Origin of the sequence: Rhodococcus sp. JVH1 (genome assembly GCF_000280725.2) — a bacterium.
Lineage (GTDB): Bacteria > Actinomycetota > Actinomycetes > Mycobacteriales > Mycobacteriaceae > Rhodococcus_F > Rhodococcus_F jostii_A.
In genome coordinates this window covers 5,292,640-5,309,737 of the sequence record NZ_CP166289.1, presented here as the reverse complement: position 1 = coordinate 5,309,737, position 17,098 = coordinate 5,292,640, and the positions used below count along the sequence as shown (strand labels likewise).

The following is a 17,098-nucleotide window of genomic DNA, read 5'->3' as shown; positions in this document are numbered from 1 at the left end:
GATCGATCGAGCGGATTACCGGGGAAGCACCGGGCCCTCGTCGATGTTGATCCAGGCATGAACTTGCCGGAACACCGCACCCGAATCGCCGAGGAACGCGCCGACGCAGAACGCCGCATCGCCTCGCTGACCGGCCGTTTCACTGCAATTGTGGAGGGGTCGGAATTCACCACGGACGACGACGAACACGACCCCGAGGGCTCGACCATCGCCTTCGAACGGGCCCAGGTGTCGGCGCTGCTGGCCGACGCGAAGCGCGAGGTCGAGGACCTGACGGCGGCGCAGCAGCGACTCGACACTGGGACGTACGGCCTCTGCATTCGGTGCGGTCTGCCGATCGCCGATGTGCGACTCGACGCGCTACCTGCCGCGCAGACCTGTATCGACTGCGCCGGTTAGCCGGTGTCACCGGGCAGGAGGGCTCCCCATTCCCGGGTGGCCACGTCCCGTGCCCGTCGATGGTCGTCGGCGTCGGGGTGCATTCCGTCGGCGAGATCGGCGAGGGCTTCCGCGAGATCCCCGACATCGACCTGATGCCGCATAGAGGAATCGAGCAGTTCGTCGAAGGCCTGGTCCGCGCTGTACGAGCTTCCGCGCGCGGTAATCAGGATCTGGATGGCAGCGTCCAAAGCGGACAGGTGCCGTGTCGCGCGGGTGTAGCGGTGAGCTTCGATCGTCAATATTCCGCCTCTGAGGTGTCGCCACTGGGCGTTGCCGGTCTCTTGTCACCACATCACATCACGATCCGGACGTCCGTGTTGCCGAATCGAGACCGTGTCCGAAAGTTGTTTCTCGACAGCAGGATACGAATTCCGGCAAGATACTTGTAACTCTCGTTACTACTCCGGGGTTCTACCCGTCGGTAGGAGCTGGCGACGCCACATTTCTGAATGGCTCCAGAACAGCGGATCGAAACCGAACCGTCCGTCCATTCCGCAATACTGGTTTCCGGGTGGAGGTCTCCGCCCGACGCGATCGGACGGCCGTGCGCCGCGCAGTCCCTGTGGACCCGTGTGACCAGAACTGTTCAGAATCGGGATGATTGACGTGAAACTCGTCGTCGACCTCAATCGGTGCCAGGGTTACGCGCAATGCGTGTTCCTCGCACCCGACGTCTTCACCCTGCACGGAGAAGAGGCTCTTCTCTACGACGCGGGCCCCACCGACGACGAACGCGACCACGTGGCGCAAGCCGCCGCCGCCTGCCCGGTGCATGCCATCACCACCGACATCCCCGACCGCCACAATGGGCAGTGACGTGCGGATCGTCATCGTCGGTGCGTCGCTCGCGGGCCTGCGCGCCGCGGAGGCACTGCGGGGGCAAGGCTTCGACGGTTCCCTCACCCTGATCGGCGACGAACCCTACGAGCCGTACGACAGGCCCCCGCTGTCGAAGGCCGTGCTCCTCGGAATCATGCCGCCCGACCACGCGGCGCTGCCCTTCCGCCCGGACCTCGACGCGCAGTGGCGGCTCGGTGTGCGGGCCACCAGTCTCGATCTGGAGAACAACCGGGTGGTTCTCAGCGACGGCGACACCGTCGAGTTCGACAAGGTGCTGATCGCGACCGGCGTCCGCGCCAGGCCGTGGTCGAATTCGTCCGAGGCCGCACTCGACGGCGTCTTCACCATCCGAACCTGCGACGACTCCCGCCGGCTGAACGAGCGACTGTCTACCGGACCGAGTCATGTCCTGGTGATCGGGGCAGGGTTCACCGGCTCGGAGATCGCGTCGGTGTGCCGGGAGCGCGGGCTGTCCGTCACTGTCACCGAGCGCGGGCCGGCACCGCTGGTCGGTGCGCTCGGTGGAGTGGTGGCAGCGGTCGCGGCCGACATGCAACGCGAGCACGGCGTCGACCTGCGCACCGGGGTCACAGTGACCGGGCTCGACGGGGACGGCGACGGGCAACTGTGCCGTGCGCATCTGTCGGACGGGACCACACTCGACGTCGACGTGGCGATCGTCGCGCAGGGCAGTATCCGCAACACCGACTGGCTGTTCGGCTCCGGTCTCGCCGCCGGGCCCCGCGGAGTCACGTGCGACGCAGGTTGCCGGGCGTTCGACATCAACGGCATCGTCACCGACAACGTGTTCGTCGCCGGTGACGTTGCGCGGCAACCACATCCGCTCTACGACTACCAGCTGCTGGCATTGGAGCACTGGGGAAACGCGATCGGCCAGGCCGAGGTGGCGGCGCACAACATGATCCACGACGGTCTCCGCCGGCGGCCGCACCTCGAGATTCCGGCGTTCTGGTCCAGCCAGTTCGGCGTCAACATCAAATCCGTGGGCATCCCCACCTACTCCGATCAGGTGGTGATCACGCAGGGGTCCGTCGCCGACCGGCGTTTCGTGGCGGCATACGGCTTCCGCGGACGCGTCACGGCCGCTGTGGCGTTCAATCAGGGTAAGTGGCTCGACTTCTACCGGGGACTGATCGAGTCTGCCGCGGCGTTTCCCCCCGACTTCGACGTCATGGACCGGGCGGAACCGTTCGAGGTGCGTGCGTCGGAGTTGCCGGACCCGGCCGTTCTCAGCCACGGACCCACCGTCGCGGTGACCGGCCATCTACCCACCGAACGTCGCGTCGAGTTCGTCTCGCTACCGAAGTAACAGGGAGTGTCCATGTCGCGTGCGCAGCTGTTCCAGCGGATCACCGACCAGGCGAGCCGGCCGAATCCGTATCCTCTGTACGAGGAACTTCGTGAGACTCGGGTGGCGCCGCAGGACAACGGTTCTTTCCTCGTCGGACGGTACTACGACGTGAAGGCGCTCCTGCACGACCCGAGGATCAGCTCCGACCTGCACAACCGTGGGCCCGGCCTCCCCGGAGCGGATCGTGCCGGCGACGGGCCGGAGTCCTTCCTCAAACTCGATCCGCCCGAGCACGATCGACTGCGCAGACTGACGACGCGACAGTTCGGTCCGCCGCACAGCCCCGACCGAATCGACTCCATGCGTGGCGAACTCGCCGCACTCGTCACGAAGCTGGTCGACGGGCTGGACGGTAAGGAGCGCATCGACATCGTCGACGACTTCGCGTACCCCTTCCCCGTCACCGTGATCTGCCGACTGCTCGGGGTGCCCCATGAGGAGGAACCCCGGTTCCACGCCTGGGCCGATGCGTTGGTGGCAGCCATCGACCCTCGGCGTGCCGGCGCCGACAACGAGCAGGTGAAGGTGGCGCAGAAGGCGCAGATGGAGATGGCCATGTTCATGGCCGGTCTCATCGAGGACCGTCGCCGCGATCCCGGTGACGACATGTTGTCGGGGCTTGCCAACGATTCGGGGCCGGACGGTCAGTTGAACACCGTCGAGTTGGTCACCAACTCCATCCTGCTGTTCATCGCCGGGCACGAGACCACCGTCAACCTCATCACCAACGGCATGCTGACGCTGTTGCGTAATCCCGACGTTCTCGAACGTCTTCGCGCCGAACCGAAGTTGATGCCGCAGGCTGTGGAGGAATTGCTCCGCTTCGAACCGCCCGTGCATCTCCTGGGCCAGCGAACGCCGATCGTGGACATCGAAATCGGCGGTGTCACCGTCCCGAAGGGTTCACCCCTCGTCCTCGCGTTGGCGTCGGCGAATCGCGACCCCGAACGCTTCGTCGACGCCGACAAGTTCGTCCCCGACCGCGCGGACAACCAGCACGTGGGTCTGGGCAGCGGCATCCACAGTTGCTTCGGCGCACCCCTCGCCCGCCTCGAGGGGCAGATGGCGCTCGCCGAACTCATCCGCCGCCTCCCCAATCCGCGCCTCGTCGAGGACCCGCCGCCCTACCGGCCCAACCCGGTGCTGCGAGGCCCCCGGCACCTGCTGGTGGACTGTGGGTGAGCTGCCGCCGCGCATGCTCGATCAACTCACCGGGGTGGTGTCGGTGGTTGATGCGCGGTCTTCGGGTGGGGTCGATGTGTGGTGGCGGGATCCATTCGGTCCGGCCCGCGTATGCGGAATGGTGGGGCGCGGACCTCGTCGCCCACCCTGCCGGACCGTCGCTGACCTGAGCGTGGCAGGCGTCGCAGACCAGTGCCGAACCCTCGATGTCGGTGTGCCCACCCTTGCGCCAATCCGTGACATGGTGCACCGCACACAGACTCGCCGGCGCCGAACACCCCGGCCGGGTGCAACCCCCGTCCGAGGCGATCAGAGCGAGCCGCTGATCGGCGCTGGCCAGACGGCGCCGCCGCCCCAGGTGCAGTGGACGACCTGCATGGTCGAACAGTGCGAGCACCGGATGTGCGTCCTCGGCCAGTGCTAATGCGTCCTCGATCGGGAGCAGCCCACCGGTGGCCGTCGTGGCCAGACCACCGACAGCTTGCTCCAACTGCTCGAGAGTCATCGTCACGATCACTGTGGCCGGTAGACCCCGGTGCCGCCCGAGCACCCCCGACTCGAGCAGCGCCCGGAATACCGCGCTGAACGCGTCGTGATTGCGCTGCGCTGCGGTGCGGGTATCGCGTGCGGCCGCGGCCGCCAGCACGTCACGATCGATCGCCGGGTTCTCGCCGTCGCCTGCCGGTGAGTCGGGATCGTCCGGGTTGTTCATTCCGGGCCGCGCCCATTTTGCGAGGATCGGATCGAGCATCGCCCGCGCGACAGGGTCGAGTTCACCGGAGATTCTCGACATCAGTTCAGTGTCCTGACGGCCGATCGAAATGCCCCGCCGGCGTTTCCGGTCGCGGTCGTCGCCGAGGTTCCCGTCCGGATTGAGATATGCCAGCAGCCGATGCCCCGCCTGCTCCACATCCTCCGGGGTACCGCTTCGCGCCAACGTGGCCAGTACGGCCTCGGCGTCGGCCACCGCGTCGTTGTCGACGGCGTGGGGAATTTTGCGCATCACCTTCGCGATCGCCCGCACATGATCCGCGCCGATGTCGCCGTCGGCCTGTGCCGCAGCGGTTTCCGGCAAGACGGGTGGCATCGGTTCGCCGGCCAGGGTGTGCCACACCCCGAGCTCACGGGCTGCGGTGACCCGAGCGGACGCGTCCGCGCCCGAGATCCGCAGCACGTCGATCAGGAGTTTCTTCGGCGAGGTATACCCCAGACTCGCCGGGACCGAGCGTTCGACGCCTTCCACGACCAATCGGTGTGAGATCACCTCCGCACGACGAAGGGACTGTTCCATTCCGCGCATCACCTCGACGAGCTCAGTGTCCGACAACTCGGCCAGCCCGGAATCGAGCAGCCCGTCGACCGCGGCAGCGAACATCGACAGATGCTCCGCCACCCGGCTACCCACCGACCCCCCAGTCGAACTCATGTGCGAATACTATCGCGGGGGTCCGACAAGTTTCGGACGCGAACTCCGACCTCTCACCGAACCGATCAGAGCCCGCGATCGCGGAGTGACTCGGACGGCGTCACGCCGTACTTGCGGCGGTAGGCGGCGGCGAACCTGCCGGTGTGCATGATGCCCCAGCGTGTCGCGACTTCGGAAACAGTTGCGCAGGAACCGCTTCCGGTGAGTTCTGCGTGGACACGCTCGAGGCGCACGTCGACGAGGTATTCCATCGGCGTCATACCCACGTATTCACGGAACCCCTGCTGCATGCGCCGGACACTCACGCCGACGAGTTCGGCCATCTCCCCCGCACTCCACGGGCGGGCCGGGTCCTGCTGGATCGCGTCGATGACCCGCTTGACGATGCGCGGCCGGATTCCCGCGGCACCCGGGTCGTCGTCCGGCATCGCGGTGAGCACGAGCGCGGTGGTCAACGCTCCACACAGTTGTTGCGACACCTGATCGCTGTGCAGGAGAACGCTGTCGCGCAACGCCTGGTCTGCGACGGAGCGGACGAACCTCAGCCAGTCGGCGCCGGCGCCGGTGCGTAGGTCGAGTTGCCGCGGCAACTCCTGCCCGGGCCGTGCGAGCACGCGGTCCATTTCGCGCTGCAGGTAGTCCCGGTCCACCTTGAAACCGATGATCTCGCAGGAACTGCTCCAGTTGGTGATGACGGTCCGGGTGTCGGGCGGGCAGATGGTGGCCAGCCCCGGCGTCGAGGTCACTTCCGTCCCGCCGGTGACGGAGACGATGCGGCCGGCCAGGGGGATGTTGATGCCGTATGCACCGGGATGGTCGGACTCGATCGACACGGGCGCCCCGAAACCGATCCGGGCGAGCCTGGACGCCCCCATCTGGGAGGACTCCAGCGAAGACCGCGCCGCGGTGTCCCGCGACAGCGGACGCAGTTCGTGAGGGAAGTACGCGTCCGCGACCACCTCGTGAACCTCGTCCCAGTCGGTGAAACCGGGACCTTCCAGCTGTCCTCGCATGCGTACGTCCAGACCTCTCACCTCGCCCCACGACCGCGCATGGGCAACTCCCGACCCTAGCATCGCCTGTGACTCACGTCACTGCAACGGCGTCCGGCCCCTGTCCGGCAAACCCGTTTCGCGTTCCGGATGCCGCCTTCGCAATGCGGATCGACGGACTGTGACGGCCGTCATACGTTGTGCAGGTCCCCAATCGCAGGGGTTATCGCACGAATCGTGCAGAAAGGCGGTCAGGAGAAATGGACCAGCGCACTCTGCGTAACATTTTCGGCCAGTTCGCCAGTGGCGTCACCGTGATCACGTGCGCCAATGCCGCCGGCGAGCCGCACGGCGCGACCGTCACCGCCTTCACCGCCGTCTCGATCGAGCCGCGGCTGTGCCAGGTGACGTTGACCCGGAAGTCGAAGGCATGCAGCTACCTCGGTGATGCACCGTTCGCGGTGAACATTCTGGCCGCCGATCAGCTCGACACGGCCATGCATTTCGCCGGCAAACCGCAACGGACGGAACCGGTGTGGGACTCCTCAGGCATCGCTCCCGCACTGTCCGGCAACGCGGCGACGCTCAGGTGCTCGCCCTGGGCTTCCTACGACGGCGGTGACCACATCATCTTCATCGGCGAGATCGTCGATGCGTCCGTCGACGCAAGCAGGGACCCACTGTTGTTCTACCGCAGCACCTTCCACGATCTCGGTGCCACGTCGGGCACCACGGCGTGGAACGGCTGCCTCGACGACCCCCACAGCGGATGGTTCGACGCCGCCGCGTCGTTCACACCGCTCCACCTGCAGCTCGCCCAGGCTGCCTCGTAATCCTGACCGAAAGGGAACACCATGACCACCACCGAAGCTGCCCCCGATACCGACGTCGACCGCACCAAGGTCAATGTCGCCGCGGACTGTGAGGCGAACCGGACCGCGAACTTCGCCACCCGTCCGATGACCGGTGACGAATACATAGAGTCGCTGCGCGACGATCGCGAGATCTACCTGCACGGCGAGCGTGTCGAGGACGTCACGACGCATCCGGCGTTCCGTAACCCGATCCGGATGACCGCCCGCCTCTACGACGCGATGCACACCGGCGAGCACGTCGACACCCTCACCACCCCCACGGACACCGGCAGCGGGGGTGTGACGATGCCGTTCTTCCGGGCGCCGAAGAACACCGACGATCTGCTGAAGGATCGTGACGCGATCGCCACCTGGGCGCGGATGACGTACGGCTGGATGGGCCGGTCCCCCGATTACAAGGCCTCCTTCCTCGGCACCCTGCACGCGAACAAGGAACTGTATTCGCCCTTCCAGGACAACGCCGAACGCTGGTACAAGGAATCGCAGGAGAAGGTTCTGTACTGGAACCACGCGATCATCAACCCACCCGTCGACCGGCAGCTCCCGCCGGACGAGGTGGGGGACGTGTTCATGAAGGTGGAGAAGGAAACCGACGCCGGCCTGATCGTCTCCGGTGCGAAGGTCGTGGCCACCGGCTCGGCCATCACCAACTACAACTTCATCGCCCACTACGGGCTGCCGATCAAGAAGAAGCAATTCGCACTGATCTGCACCGTCCCGATGGACGCACCGGGCGTGAAGCTGATCTGCCGCACCTCCTACACCCAGCAGGCCGCAGTGATGGGCTCCCCGTTCGACTACCCGCTGTCCTCGCGGATGGACGAGAACGACACCATCTTCGTCTTCGAGAAGGTGCTGGTGCCGTGGGAGAACGTGTTCATGTACGGCGACGTGGACAAGATCAACGCATTCTTCCCCCAGTCCGGGTTCCTGCCCCGCTTCACCCTGCAAGGGTGCACCCGCCTGGCGGTGAAACTGGACTTCATCGCCGGGCTGCTGATGAAGGCCCTCGACGCCACCGGGGCGGGTGGGTTCCGCGGCGTGCAGACCCGCGTCGGTGAGGTCATCGGCTGGCGGAACCTGTTCTGGTCGTTGACCGAATCGATGGTCCGCGACCCGGAACCGTGGGTGGGTGACACCGTCGTCCCGAAGCTCGAATACGGGCTGACGTACCGGATGTTCATGCAGCAGGGCTACCCGCGGATCAAGGAGATCATCGAACAGGACGTCGCGTCCGGGCTGATCTACCTGCCGTCCTCGTCCGCCGACTTCAAGAGCCCCGACGTCCGCCCGTACCTGGACAAGTACGTCCGCGGCTCCGAGGGCATGACGGCAGTCGAGCGGGTGAAGATCATGAAGGCGCTGTGGGATTCGATCGGCAGCGAGTTCGGTGGCCGCCACGAACTGTACGAACGCAACTACGCCGGCAACCACGAGGGCGTGAAGGCGGAACTGCTGATGTTCGCCGAGAACCGGGGCACGGTCAGCTCGATGAAGGGCCTGGCCGAGCAGTGCCTGGCCGAGTACGACCTGGACGGGTGGACGGTGCCGGACCTGATCGGCAACGACGACGTGTCCTACTTCGGCCGCAGCTAACCCCCAGCATCAGGAGAACGTCATGACCACCATCGACAGTCCCACCGCGGTCGGCTCCGGCAACGCCGCCACCGACAAGTTCAAGGGTGCCCGATTCACCGCCGACACCTCCCCGGAACGGCTGTCGGCGATCGCCACCGAAGTGCTCGCCGGGCTCAGCGCCCTGATCCACAAGCACGCCGTCACCTACCCCGAGTACCGGGTCCTCAAGCAGTGGCTGATCGAGGTCGGGGAGGGCGGCGAGTGGCCGCTGCTGCTCGACGTGTTCGTCGAACACGACATCGAGGAGGTCAACTCCACCAGGTTCCGGGGCACCAAGGGCAGCATCGAGGGACCGTACTACGTGCCCGGCGCACCGGAACTCCCGGCACGGTGCACCCTGCCGATGCGCGAGGAGGACCGGGCGCACCCCGCGCTCGTCCTCCGGGGCGAAGTCACCGACCTCGACGGGTCCGGCCTCGGCGGGGCGATCATCGAGTTGTGGCACGCCGACGACGAGGGCTACTACTCGCAGTTCGCCCCGCACCTGCCGGAATGGAACCTGCGCGGGACCATCGTCACCGACCCCGAGGGCCGGTACGAGATCACCACCATCGAGCCTGCCCCGTACCAGATCCCGACCGACGGCCCTACCGGTCAGTTCATCAATGGCGCCGGCTGGCACCCGTGGCGGCCGGCGCACCTGCACCTGCGGGTGACGTTCCCGGGCAAGCAGCCGATCATCACCCAACTGTACTTCGCCGGCGGCGACTGGATCGACGACGACGTCGCCACCGCAACCAAACCCGAACTCCTTCTCGATCCGCAGCTCGACGACGCCGGGCGTAAGGTTGTCAGCTACGACTTCGCGCTCGATCCCGCCGCGGACTGAGACACCCACCCTCCCCCGGGCGACGCGAAAGTTCGTGTCGCCCGGGGGATCGACGTTTGTGGAGGAAACATCATGCCGAGCACATCACCGGCGCGGACGACGGAGTTCGTGCACACCGCGACGGCCGTGATCGAGGTGGTCGTCGAGGGCAGCGGTCCGTCGGTGATCCTGCTGCCTTCCCTCGGCCGCGAGTCGTACGACTACGACGACGTCGCGACGGGACTCGCGCAGAACGGTTTCCGGGTGTCCCGCCCCCAGCCGCGTGGCATCGGCCGGAGCACGGGACCGCTGGAGGACATCACGTTGCACGACCTGGCCGCCGACGTCGGAGCGGTGATCGAGGAACAGGACAACGGTGCGGCCGTCGTTCTCGGTCATGCCTTCGGGCACTACGTCGCCCGGATGCTCGCCGCCGACAGGCCCGACTTGGTGCGCGGCGTCGTCGTGGCTGCGGCGGGTGCCCGCAACTACCCGGCCGCGCTGACGGCGCTGGCGGTGAAATGCTCCGATTCCTCACTGCCCGAGGCGGAGCGGATCGGCTACCTGCAGACCGGATTCTTCGCCCCCGGCAACGATCCAGCCGAGTGGCTGACCGGCTGGTATCCGGAGGTGTCGAAGCGGCAGCTCGCCGCCTCGGTCGCCACACCCAAGGACGAGTGGTGGGAGGTCGCGCACCAGCCGATCCTGGACCTGCAGTCCGCTCTCGATCCGTTCCGTCCGCGTGAGACGGCGAACGAGTTGCGGGATCGGTTCGGGGAGTTGGTCACCGTGACCGTCATCCCGAACGCGAGCCATGCGCTCATGCCGGAAGCGCCCGCACAGGTTGTGCGGGCGCTCACCGACTGGATTCGGGCTCTCGACAGCTGAGTGGTCAGACCCTTTCGAAGATCGCGGTCAGTCCCTGGCCACCGCCGATGCACATCGTCTCGAGGCCGTAACGGGCTCCGCGACGGTCCATCTCGCGCAGCAGTGTGGTGAGGATCCGCACTCCCGTCGCGCCGACGGGGTGCCCGAGCGAGATTCCCGAGCCGTTGACATTGGTGCGGTCGAAATCCTGTGCACCGAAATTCCATTCGCGCGTGACTGCCAGCGCCTGCGCCGCAAAGGCCTCGTTCAGTTCGATGAGGTCGATGTCGGCGAGGGTCAGCCCGGCGCGTTTCAGGGCCCGTTCGGTGGACGGCACCGGTCCGATACCCATCTCGGACGGCTCCACCCCCGCGACCGCCCAGGTGACCAGGCGCGCGAGAGGCCGGAGCCCCAGACGCTCAGCCTGCGCCCGGGTGGTGACGAGGCATGCTGCCGCACCGTCGTTCTGTCCGCTGGCGTTGCCGGCGGTGACGGTCGCGTCGGGGTCGGTGCCGCGCATGACGGGTCGCAACCGAGCGAGCGACTCGATTGTCGTGCCGGCTCGGGGGTGCTCGTCCCGGTCGACGACCTGCGGATCGCCCTTGCGGACGGGAACTTCCACCGGAACGATCTCCTCGGCGAACTTTCCCGAGTCGATCGCGGCAACCGCCCGCTGGTGGGAACTCACCGCGAGCTCGTCCTGTTCCAGGCGGCTGATGTCGTACTTGCGGCGCAGGTTCTCCGCCGTCTCGAGCATGCCGCCCGGCACCGGATAATTGCGTCCGCCTGCGGTGACGCGGCCGCGGGCGAGCCGGTCGTGTAGCGCTGCCGGCGCACCTTTGGCTCCCCAGCGCATCGACTCGGTGTAATACTCGGCGCGGCTCATCGATTCCACGCCGCCGGCGATCACCAGTTCGGCGATCCCCGTCTGCACCCGCATCGCCGCGTCGAGCACCGCCTGCAGACCGGATCCGCAACGACGGTCGAGTTGCTGACCGGGAACCGTCACCGGCATTCCCGCGTCCAGGGCCACGACGCGGCCGATGGCAGGCGCCTCACCGTTCGGGTAGCACTGACCGAAGATCACGTCGTCGACGCGGCCCGGATCGACCTTCGTCCGTGCGAGCAGTTCGGACACCACCCGAGCGCCGAGGTCGGCGGCGGGCACGTCCTTGAACTGTCCGCCGTATCGGCCGACGGGGGTGCGCAGGGGCTCGCAGACGACGACATCGTCCGCCTGGGCATTCGTATTTTCAGGCACTGCGGAAATCCCTTTCGTGATCGGTCCAGCGCTGCGCCCATTCACGCAGTTCGACCGCTCGGATCTTGGCTCCGTTGCCGCCCACGGTGGTCGGCATTTCCTCGATCACGTGCACCGCTGCGGGAACCTTGAACGCCGCCAGCGACTCTGCGCACCAGGCCTTGAGCTCGGCTGCGGCTGCCGACGCACCGTCGGTGGGGACGACGAACGCCACCGCCTCTGTGTATCCGCCGGAGCCGGTGATGCCCACGACCTTCGTCAGGTGGACGGCATCGTGTTCGGCCAGCCGGTGCTCGATCTCGGCGGGGTCCACCAGGAATCCGCGTAACCGGAGCACGTCCCCCATCCGGCACACGTACGTATAGCCGCCGTCGCCGGTCGCGACGGCCAGGTCGCCGCTGCGGAACCACCCGTCCCTCGTGAACGCCCGACCCGCCGCATCCGGATTGCCGAGGTAGGCGTCGACGACGTTCGGTCCCCGCACCTGGAGCTCACCCTGCTCACCGTCCGGAAGGAGGGAGTCGTCGAGCGGGTCGACGATGCGAACCTCGATACCGGCTTCGACCGGACGCCCACCGCCGTTCCAGCGCAGGGATTCCGGGTCCGCGGCATCCCACAGCAGCATCAGGGCGAACACCTCGGACGACCCGAAGACGCCCGTGGTGACGGCGTCGAATTCGTCGCGCACCCACGCGGCCACCTCGTGCGACCGGCCGAGGAAGTCGGCGATCCCGAGGCGCTTCAACGACGACAGGTCGGCGCGGTTACCCGCGTGCCACGTGTCGTGGAGCCGGGTGAAGAGATCGTCACCGCCGACGACGTGGGTCACCTTCGCCGATTCCATGCGGGCCAGCGTGGCCGCGGCGTCGAAGACGGGTTCCATCAGCAACGTTCCGCCGCCCGCGAGAGTGGCCAGAGCAGTGGAGTATCCGAATACCCCGGACACCGGCAGGACGCACAGGGTGACGTCGCCCGGTTCGACGGCGAGGACGACGGCGTCGGCTCGCGCGTGCCGGACCACCGCCGATTCGCGATGGGCCGCGAGTTTGGGAACACCGGTGGATCCGGACGTCGTGAACGCGACTGCGAGCACGTCGTCCGGGTCGGCCCGCTCGCCGCTTGCCGTGACGGTTGCCATGTCGGGTGTCTCCGGCACCTGGACCGTTCCGATCTCCGCGCTGCCCGCTGCCCAGGCACCGCCGCCGAGGTCGAATCGCGCCGGGTCGGGAGCGGCACTCGCCGTTCGAGGTCCGCACACGACGGCGACTGCCGGTGCCGGGAGGTCGAGAGAGTGCTGTGCCTCTTCGAGTCGGCCGAACAGGTCGAGACCGTGGAAGTGGCCGGCCACGGCCACCACCGCCGGACGCGCCGAGGTGAGGATGTGTGCGATCTCGTGCGTGTTGTAGCGGGTGTTGACGCCGATGACGTGTGCACCCACAGCGGACGCGGCAAGTTGCCAGACGATCGCGTCCGACCAGTTCGGCAGCAGGACGGCCACACACTGCCCGCGCCGGACGCCTACCCGCAGAAGTTCCGACTTCAGCGCGTCGACGCGGGCACGAAGTTCGGCGCGGCTGGTGACGACCGGCTCGCCCTCGACGACGTCGAGGGTGGCGGCGGCACCCGGGTCGGCGGTCACGAGTTCGTCGAGCAGCGAGGCGAGTGTGTCACGACGCGTCGCCGTATCGTGCGCCGTCACGAGAGCACCACCGCCGCACGCAGTTCGGTCAACCACTCGTCCGCCACCGAGGCGAAGTCGTCGATCTCCTCCATGGGGTAGTGGCCGATGCCCTCGAGCAGGGTGAACGACGCAAGTCCGGGACGGGCGGCTTCGAGCGCCGACACGGACTGCTCGACGCGTCCGGCGTCGATCCACGGGTCCTGCGCTCCGGCGACGAGCCTGAGAGGACAGGTGATCTCGGCGATCCGGTCGCGCACGTCGTGCGTGCCCCAGCCGATCAGGTCGGACGACGAGATCTCCGGGTCCTCACGCTTGTGCATCGTGGCGATCAGGTGCGCTTTCGCCTCGGGCACGGCATGTCCGACGGAGGCGAGCGTGCCCAGGTAGGTGCGGTCGGCACGGCTCGGCCCGGCGACATCCTCGAGTTCGCGGCGCAACCCTCCTACGTTGACGCGACCGGGACCGGCCTCCGCTGCCATCGCAATCGCTCCGGCCAGCGGCCTCGACGACCGCGTGGCGAGCTCGAGTGTCAGTTTGCCACCGATGGAACACCCGACGACGAAGGGTCTTTCGACGGCGAGCGCATCGAGGACCTTCCCGAGCCAGTCTCCGAAGGCGACAATGCTGGTGACGGGACCGTCGACCGCGGGCTCGGAGCGTCCGTGCCCCGGAAGGTCGGGGACGATCACCCGGTAGCCCCGGTCTGCCAGTTCGGACGCGACGTGCCGCCACTGGACTCCGCTCTGGCCTGCGGTGTGCAGGCACAGAACGGTGGGCGCCTCGGTGGCCGGCTGATTGTCGGGGGTGATGATCTCGACGAAGCCGAGCGCTCCGTCGATCTCCAGGTATCGGGCCTCGATCATGGCCGGGCCTCCCTTCCGCGGGCATGGGCGATGATGATGTCGAGTGGTTTGGTGAGGCGTAGGTACTCGTACCCGTCACCGCTGGAGGAGAATTCACCACTGATGGCGCGGCGCATGAATTCGTTCCGTTCGGCGAACACGAGGTCGACCCAGGTGACGGCCGGGGCGATGAGCGTGAACGTTGCCCCACCCGGGACGCGGCGGGCGACGTCGATGATGCGTCCGCGGTAGATCCGCAGCTGCAGTTCGCGGGCCCGGCCCGAGGAGTCGGTGCAACGCAGACCCACGGTGCCGTCCCAAGTCGACAACGAGGACGCGAAGGCCGTATCGGTGGAGAGTGAGTCGCGGAGACGCTCTCCCCAGGCGGGCGTGCAGAAATCGACAGCGGGATCGAATCGAACGGCGGACGGTTCGGGCGAACGCCACGTCTCGATTCCCTCCTCGCGAATCGACCCGGCCTCGTCGACGAGCCGCACGTGACGATCGAACACGGCTCCGGTCTCGGACTGTTCGACGCGCGTCACGACGGACTCGACGTGGACGACGTCGGCACCCGTCACCGCGAACTGCGAATTCCATTGCAGCCCGGTGCGTGTGGCACCGGACGTCGTCGCCGGAGCAAGTACTCCCGCTACGACGATTCCCGTCAGCGACGCCTCCGGCAGCGACAGTCCGAGTTCGGAGACGCGCCGGGCGTCGCTCACAGTGCGATCGCCGACGGCGATACTTGTGGTGAGTGTGCTCATTCGCCCGCCCTCCCCAGCAGTTCGTCGGAGATGATCCGCATCTGGATCTCGCTGGTGCCCTCGAAGATCTTCGTCAGCCGCGCATCGCGCCAGTGCCGCTCGACCTGGAAGTCGGTGGTGTACCCGGCGCCGCCGTGAATCTGCACCGCCTCACTGGTCACCCGTTCGGCCATCTCCGTCGCCACCAGCTTGCACATCGACGCCTCCAGCGAACAGCGCCGGCCGGTGTCGATATCGGTGGCCACCGAATACATCAATTGCCGGGCGGCCTCGATGTCGGCGGCCATCTTCGCGATCTTGAACCGCAGATGCTGGAAATCGGCCAACTCGTGGCCGAACTGCCGGCGGGTGTGCAGGTACGCGATCGAATCCTCCAAGGCGCCCCGCGCCAGACCGATCGCCCGGGCCGCGGTATGCGCCCGCCCCACCTCGAGACCGGACACCGCCAGGTAGAAGCCCTTGCCCTCCTCACCGAGCATGGCCGTCGCGGGCACCCGGAAATTGTCGAACGAGAGCTCCCACGTACTCCACCCGAAATACCCGATCTTGCGGATCTTCGTCCCACTGATCCCCACCGGGAACCCGCCGCGCTGCTTCTCGATCAGGAACGCGCTGATCCCCCGGTGCGGTTTCGCCGGATCCTTCTTCGGGTCGGTCCGCGCGAACAGCACCAGGTAGTCGGCCTCGTCGGCGTACGTGCACCACATCTTGGTGCCGCTGATCACCCAGTCGTCGCCGTCGCGGGTGGCGCGGCAGGAAATGTTCGCCACATCGGATCCGGCCTCGGCCTCCGACAGGGCGTACGCACCCAGGTACTCACCGCGGGCGACCTTCGGCAGCAACGCCGCCTCCTGCTCCGGGGTGAACCCGCCGCCCATCCCGTTGCCGCGGGCCAGCAGCCCCGACACGCTCATCCACGCCCGGGACAACTCCTCGGCGACCAGGCAGTACTCGAACACTCCGAGACCGAGACCGCCGTGCTCCTCGGGGATCATGATCCCGAAGAACCCGACCTCGGCCATCGCCTTCTTCAACGTGTCAGGGATGGTGCCCTGCACCGGGTCGAGTTCGTTGGCGATCGGGAGCACCTGCTTCATCGCGAAATCGCGTGCCAGGTCGCGGATCGCCACCCGGTCCTCGGTCAGATACCGCGGCGAGTCGGTACGCGGCTGTGACGGCCGGTGAGTCATGGACACTCCTCATCCACTCGAACTACGGGGCGCGTGACTCGGGGGAACTCGCGGTTCCACACCCGGGATCACATTAACGCTTGTTCACCCAGTAGAGCACGGACGGGAACGCACCGTCAATGCCGAATCTCCCCGAGTCAGGCGGGACGGTATCCGACCAGGTTGAGCGCATAAACGCCATATGAGTCCGCGACCGCCTGCGCGGACAACGGTCCGTCCGGGCGGTACCAGAGCGCGATTCCCGCGCACATGGTGAGCACCGCGGTCACCGCCTGGTGAACATGGGGGACGTAGAAGTCACCGCCGGCCACACCCGCCTCCGCGATGGTGACGAACAGGTGCTCCTGCGCGTCGCGCGAGCCCACGACCCGTTTACGGTCCACCTCGTCGAGGTACCGCAGCTCGGTATTCGCCACCAGGCAGGCTTGCTGGTTACGGGCGGTGTACAGCGAATGCGCGACCACCGCGGCCGTCCACTGCTCCGCCGGCGCGGACCCCGCCTTCCGCAGAGCGGTCCGGGTGGCGGTGAACTGCTCGTCACTGGCGGACCGCAGAATCTCGACCAGGAGCTCGTCCTTGTTCTCGAAGTGGTTGTACACGTTGGCGGCACTGCAGCCCGCGCGTTTGGCGATGGTGCGCATGGTCGCCGCATGAAAGCCGGCGGTATAGAACTCCTCCAGCGCCGCGTCCAGGATCCGCTGCCGGACGGAGGGAATCACCGCACCGCTTGACCGAGTGTTCATCCCTCGGAGGGTAGGGGCCGCGCACAGCGCGGGCAATACACCCGGCAGAAAATGCAGCTCACCATGCTTCACGCACGTCGAACGGGGCGAACGGCGCACGGTGTTGACCGACGGTAGCGCGTCGGTTATGGTCCAGATCACGTGAACGGTTGTTAATTGCCGGTTCGCGCATT

At 67.1% G+C, this 17,098-nt stretch carries 17 protein-coding genes; 8 read left to right on the top strand and 9 right to left on the bottom strand.

The genetic code is table 11. The annotated features are described in order from the left end of the window. The first annotated feature begins 57 nt into the window (after positions 1–57). On the top strand, positions 58–399 hold the full coding sequence (locus JVH1_RS24650) for a TraR/DksA C4-type zinc finger protein (protein WP_009475194.1): 342 nt from the start codon (positions 58–60) through the stop codon (positions 397–399). Here JVH1_RS24650 and JVH1_RS24645 read toward each other — a convergent pair. Then, positions 396–680 (bottom strand): ANTAR domain-containing protein, encoded by a 285-nt coding sequence (locus tag JVH1_RS24645; protein WP_009475195.1) that lies wholly within the window; start codon positions 678–680, stop codon positions 396–398. The two genes, JVH1_RS24650 and JVH1_RS24645, sit on opposite strands and share 4 nt — an antisense overlap. 358 nt (positions 681–1,038) lie before the next feature. Here JVH1_RS24645 and JVH1_RS24640 point away from each other — a divergent pair, with 358 nt between their 5' ends. From JVH1_RS24640 to JVH1_RS24630, 3 genes are read left to right on the top strand one after another with little or no spacing between them, the layout of a single operon-like run. Further along, positions 1,039–1,257 carry a ferredoxin gene (locus JVH1_RS24640; protein ID WP_043779053.1) on the top strand — a complete coding sequence of 73 codons (219 nt, stop codon included), beginning with the start codon at positions 1,039–1,041 and terminating at the stop codon, positions 1,255–1,257. Beyond that, the gene (locus JVH1_RS24635; protein ID WP_009475197.1) at positions 1,247–2,611 is read left to right on the top strand and encodes an NAD(P)/FAD-dependent oxidoreductase; all 1,365 of its coding nucleotides are present in this window, start codon (positions 1,247–1,249) and stop codon (positions 2,609–2,611) included. The genes JVH1_RS24640 and JVH1_RS24635 overlap by 11 nt, the downstream gene beginning before the upstream one ends. Positions 2,612–2,623: 12 nt before the next feature. Next, positions 2,624–3,835 (top strand): cytochrome P450, encoded by a 1,212-nt coding sequence (locus tag JVH1_RS24630; RefSeq protein ID WP_009475198.1) that lies wholly within the window; start codon positions 2,624–2,626, stop codon positions 3,833–3,835. Here the strand turns inward: JVH1_RS24630 and JVH1_RS24625 are convergent. Next, on the bottom strand, positions 3,732–5,261 hold the full coding sequence (locus JVH1_RS24625) for an HNH endonuclease signature motif containing protein (protein WP_237735131.1): 1,530 nt from the start codon (positions 5,259–5,261) through the stop codon (positions 3,732–3,734). The genes JVH1_RS24630 and JVH1_RS24625 overlap by 104 nt on opposite strands. Positions 5,262–5,326: 65 nt before the next feature. Continuing rightward, positions 5,327–6,274 (bottom strand): AraC family transcriptional regulator, encoded by a 948-nt coding sequence (locus JVH1_RS24620; RefSeq protein ID WP_009475200.1) that lies wholly within the window; start codon positions 6,272–6,274, stop codon positions 5,327–5,329. Positions 6,275–6,513: 239 nt separating this feature from the next. Between JVH1_RS24620 and JVH1_RS24615 the strand changes: the two genes are divergently transcribed. From JVH1_RS24615 to JVH1_RS24600, 4 genes are all read left to right on the top strand, one after another. Continuing rightward, positions 6,514–7,086: a flavin reductase family protein gene (locus tag JVH1_RS24615; RefSeq protein WP_009475201.1), complete on the top strand. Its 573-nt coding sequence runs from the start codon at positions 6,514–6,516 to the stop codon at positions 7,084–7,086. Positions 7,087–7,107: 21 nt separating this feature from the next. Next, entirely contained in the window at positions 7,108–8,724 is a 1,617-nt protein-coding gene (locus JVH1_RS24610) for a 4-hydroxyphenylacetate 3-hydroxylase family protein (protein ID WP_009475202.1), read from the top strand. Positions 8,725–8,746: 22 nt separating this feature from the next. Further along, the gene (catA, locus tag JVH1_RS24605; protein ID WP_009475203.1) at positions 8,747–9,595 is read left to right on the top strand and encodes a catechol 1,2-dioxygenase; all 849 of its coding nucleotides are present in this window, start codon (positions 8,747–8,749) and stop codon (positions 9,593–9,595) included. Between the two features lie 72 nt (positions 9,596–9,667). Continuing rightward, entirely contained in the window at positions 9,668–10,462 is a 795-nt protein-coding gene (locus JVH1_RS24600; RefSeq protein WP_009475204.1) for an alpha/beta fold hydrolase, read from the top strand. Between the two features lie 4 nt (positions 10,463–10,466). Here JVH1_RS24600 and JVH1_RS24595 read toward each other — a convergent pair whose 3' ends face one another. From JVH1_RS24595 to JVH1_RS24570, 6 genes are all read right to left on the bottom strand, one after another. Beyond that, complete coding sequence (locus JVH1_RS24595; protein WP_009475205.1) at positions 10,467–11,702, bottom strand: acetyl-CoA C-acetyltransferase; 1,236 nt, start codon at positions 11,700–11,702, stop codon at positions 10,467–10,469. Next, positions 11,695–13,401 (bottom strand): AMP-binding protein, encoded by a 1,707-nt coding sequence (locus JVH1_RS24590; protein ID WP_009475206.1) that lies wholly within the window; start codon positions 13,399–13,401, stop codon positions 11,695–11,697. Before JVH1_RS24590 ends, JVH1_RS24595 begins: the two co-directional genes overlap by 8 nt. Continuing rightward, the gene (locus tag JVH1_RS24585; protein WP_009475207.1) at positions 13,398–14,246 is read right to left on the bottom strand and encodes an alpha/beta fold hydrolase; all 849 of its coding nucleotides are present in this window, start codon (positions 14,244–14,246) and stop codon (positions 13,398–13,400) included. The genes JVH1_RS24590 and JVH1_RS24585 overlap by 4 nt, the downstream gene beginning before the upstream one ends. After that, positions 14,243–14,992, bottom strand: a complete 750-nt coding sequence (locus JVH1_RS24580) for a hypothetical protein (RefSeq protein ID WP_009475208.1) — start codon at positions 14,990–14,992, stop codon at positions 14,243–14,245. Before JVH1_RS24580 ends, JVH1_RS24585 begins: the two co-directional genes overlap by 4 nt. After that, complete coding sequence (locus JVH1_RS24575; RefSeq protein ID WP_009475209.1) at positions 14,989–16,182, bottom strand: acyl-CoA dehydrogenase family protein; 1,194 nt, start codon at positions 16,180–16,182, stop codon at positions 14,989–14,991. The genes JVH1_RS24580 and JVH1_RS24575 overlap by 4 nt, the downstream gene beginning before the upstream one ends. 137 nt (positions 16,183–16,319) lie before the next feature. After that, a complete protein-coding gene (locus JVH1_RS24570; RefSeq protein ID WP_011595245.1) occupies positions 16,320–16,925 on the bottom strand; it encodes a TetR/AcrR family transcriptional regulator in 606 nt (201 codons plus the stop codon). Positions 16,926–17,098 lie beyond the last annotated feature (173 nt).

Excerpts from the sequence above, each read along its gene's own strand:
- JVH1_RS24650 (WP_009475194.1), top strand. The coding sequence starts at position 58 with ATGAACTTGCCGGAACACCGCACCCGAATCGCCGAGGAACGCGCCGAC.
- JVH1_RS24640 (WP_043779053.1), top strand. The coding sequence starts at position 1,039 with ATGATTGACGTGAAACTCGTCGTCGACCTCAATCGGTGCCAGGGTTAC.
- JVH1_RS24635 (WP_009475197.1), top strand. The coding sequence starts at position 1,247 with ATGGGCAGTGACGTGCGGATCGTCATCGTCGGTGCGTCGCTCGCGGGC.
- JVH1_RS24630 (WP_009475198.1), top strand. The coding sequence starts at position 2,624 with ATGTCGCGTGCGCAGCTGTTCCAGCGGATCACCGACCAGGCGAGCCGG.
- JVH1_RS24625 (WP_237735131.1), bottom strand. The coding sequence starts at position 5,261 with ATGAGTTCGACTGGGGGGTCGGTGGGTAGCCGGGTGGCGGAGCATCTG.
- JVH1_RS24620 (WP_009475200.1), bottom strand. The coding sequence starts at position 6,274 with ATGCGAGGACAGCTGGAAGGTCCCGGTTTCACCGACTGGGACGAGGTT.
- JVH1_RS24615 (WP_009475201.1), top strand. The coding sequence starts at position 6,514 with ATGGACCAGCGCACTCTGCGTAACATTTTCGGCCAGTTCGCCAGTGGC.
- JVH1_RS24610 (WP_009475202.1), top strand. The coding sequence starts at position 7,108 with ATGACCACCACCGAAGCTGCCCCCGATACCGACGTCGACCGCACCAAG.
- catA (WP_009475203.1), top strand. The coding sequence starts at position 8,747 with ATGACCACCATCGACAGTCCCACCGCGGTCGGCTCCGGCAACGCCGCC.
- JVH1_RS24600 (WP_009475204.1), top strand. The coding sequence starts at position 9,668 with ATGCCGAGCACATCACCGGCGCGGACGACGGAGTTCGTGCACACCGCG.
- JVH1_RS24585 (WP_009475207.1), bottom strand. The coding sequence starts at position 14,246 with ATGATCGAGGCCCGATACCTGGAGATCGACGGAGCGCTCGGCTTCGTC.
- JVH1_RS24580 (WP_009475208.1), bottom strand. The coding sequence starts at position 14,992 with ATGAGCACACTCACCACAAGTATCGCCGTCGGCGATCGCACTGTGAGC.
- JVH1_RS24575 (WP_009475209.1), bottom strand. The coding sequence starts at position 16,182 with ATGACTCACCGGCCGTCACAGCCGCGTACCGACTCGCCGCGGTATCTG.
- JVH1_RS24570 (WP_011595245.1), bottom strand. The coding sequence starts at position 16,925 with ATGAACACTCGGTCAAGCGGTGCGGTGATTCCCTCCGTCCGGCAGCGG.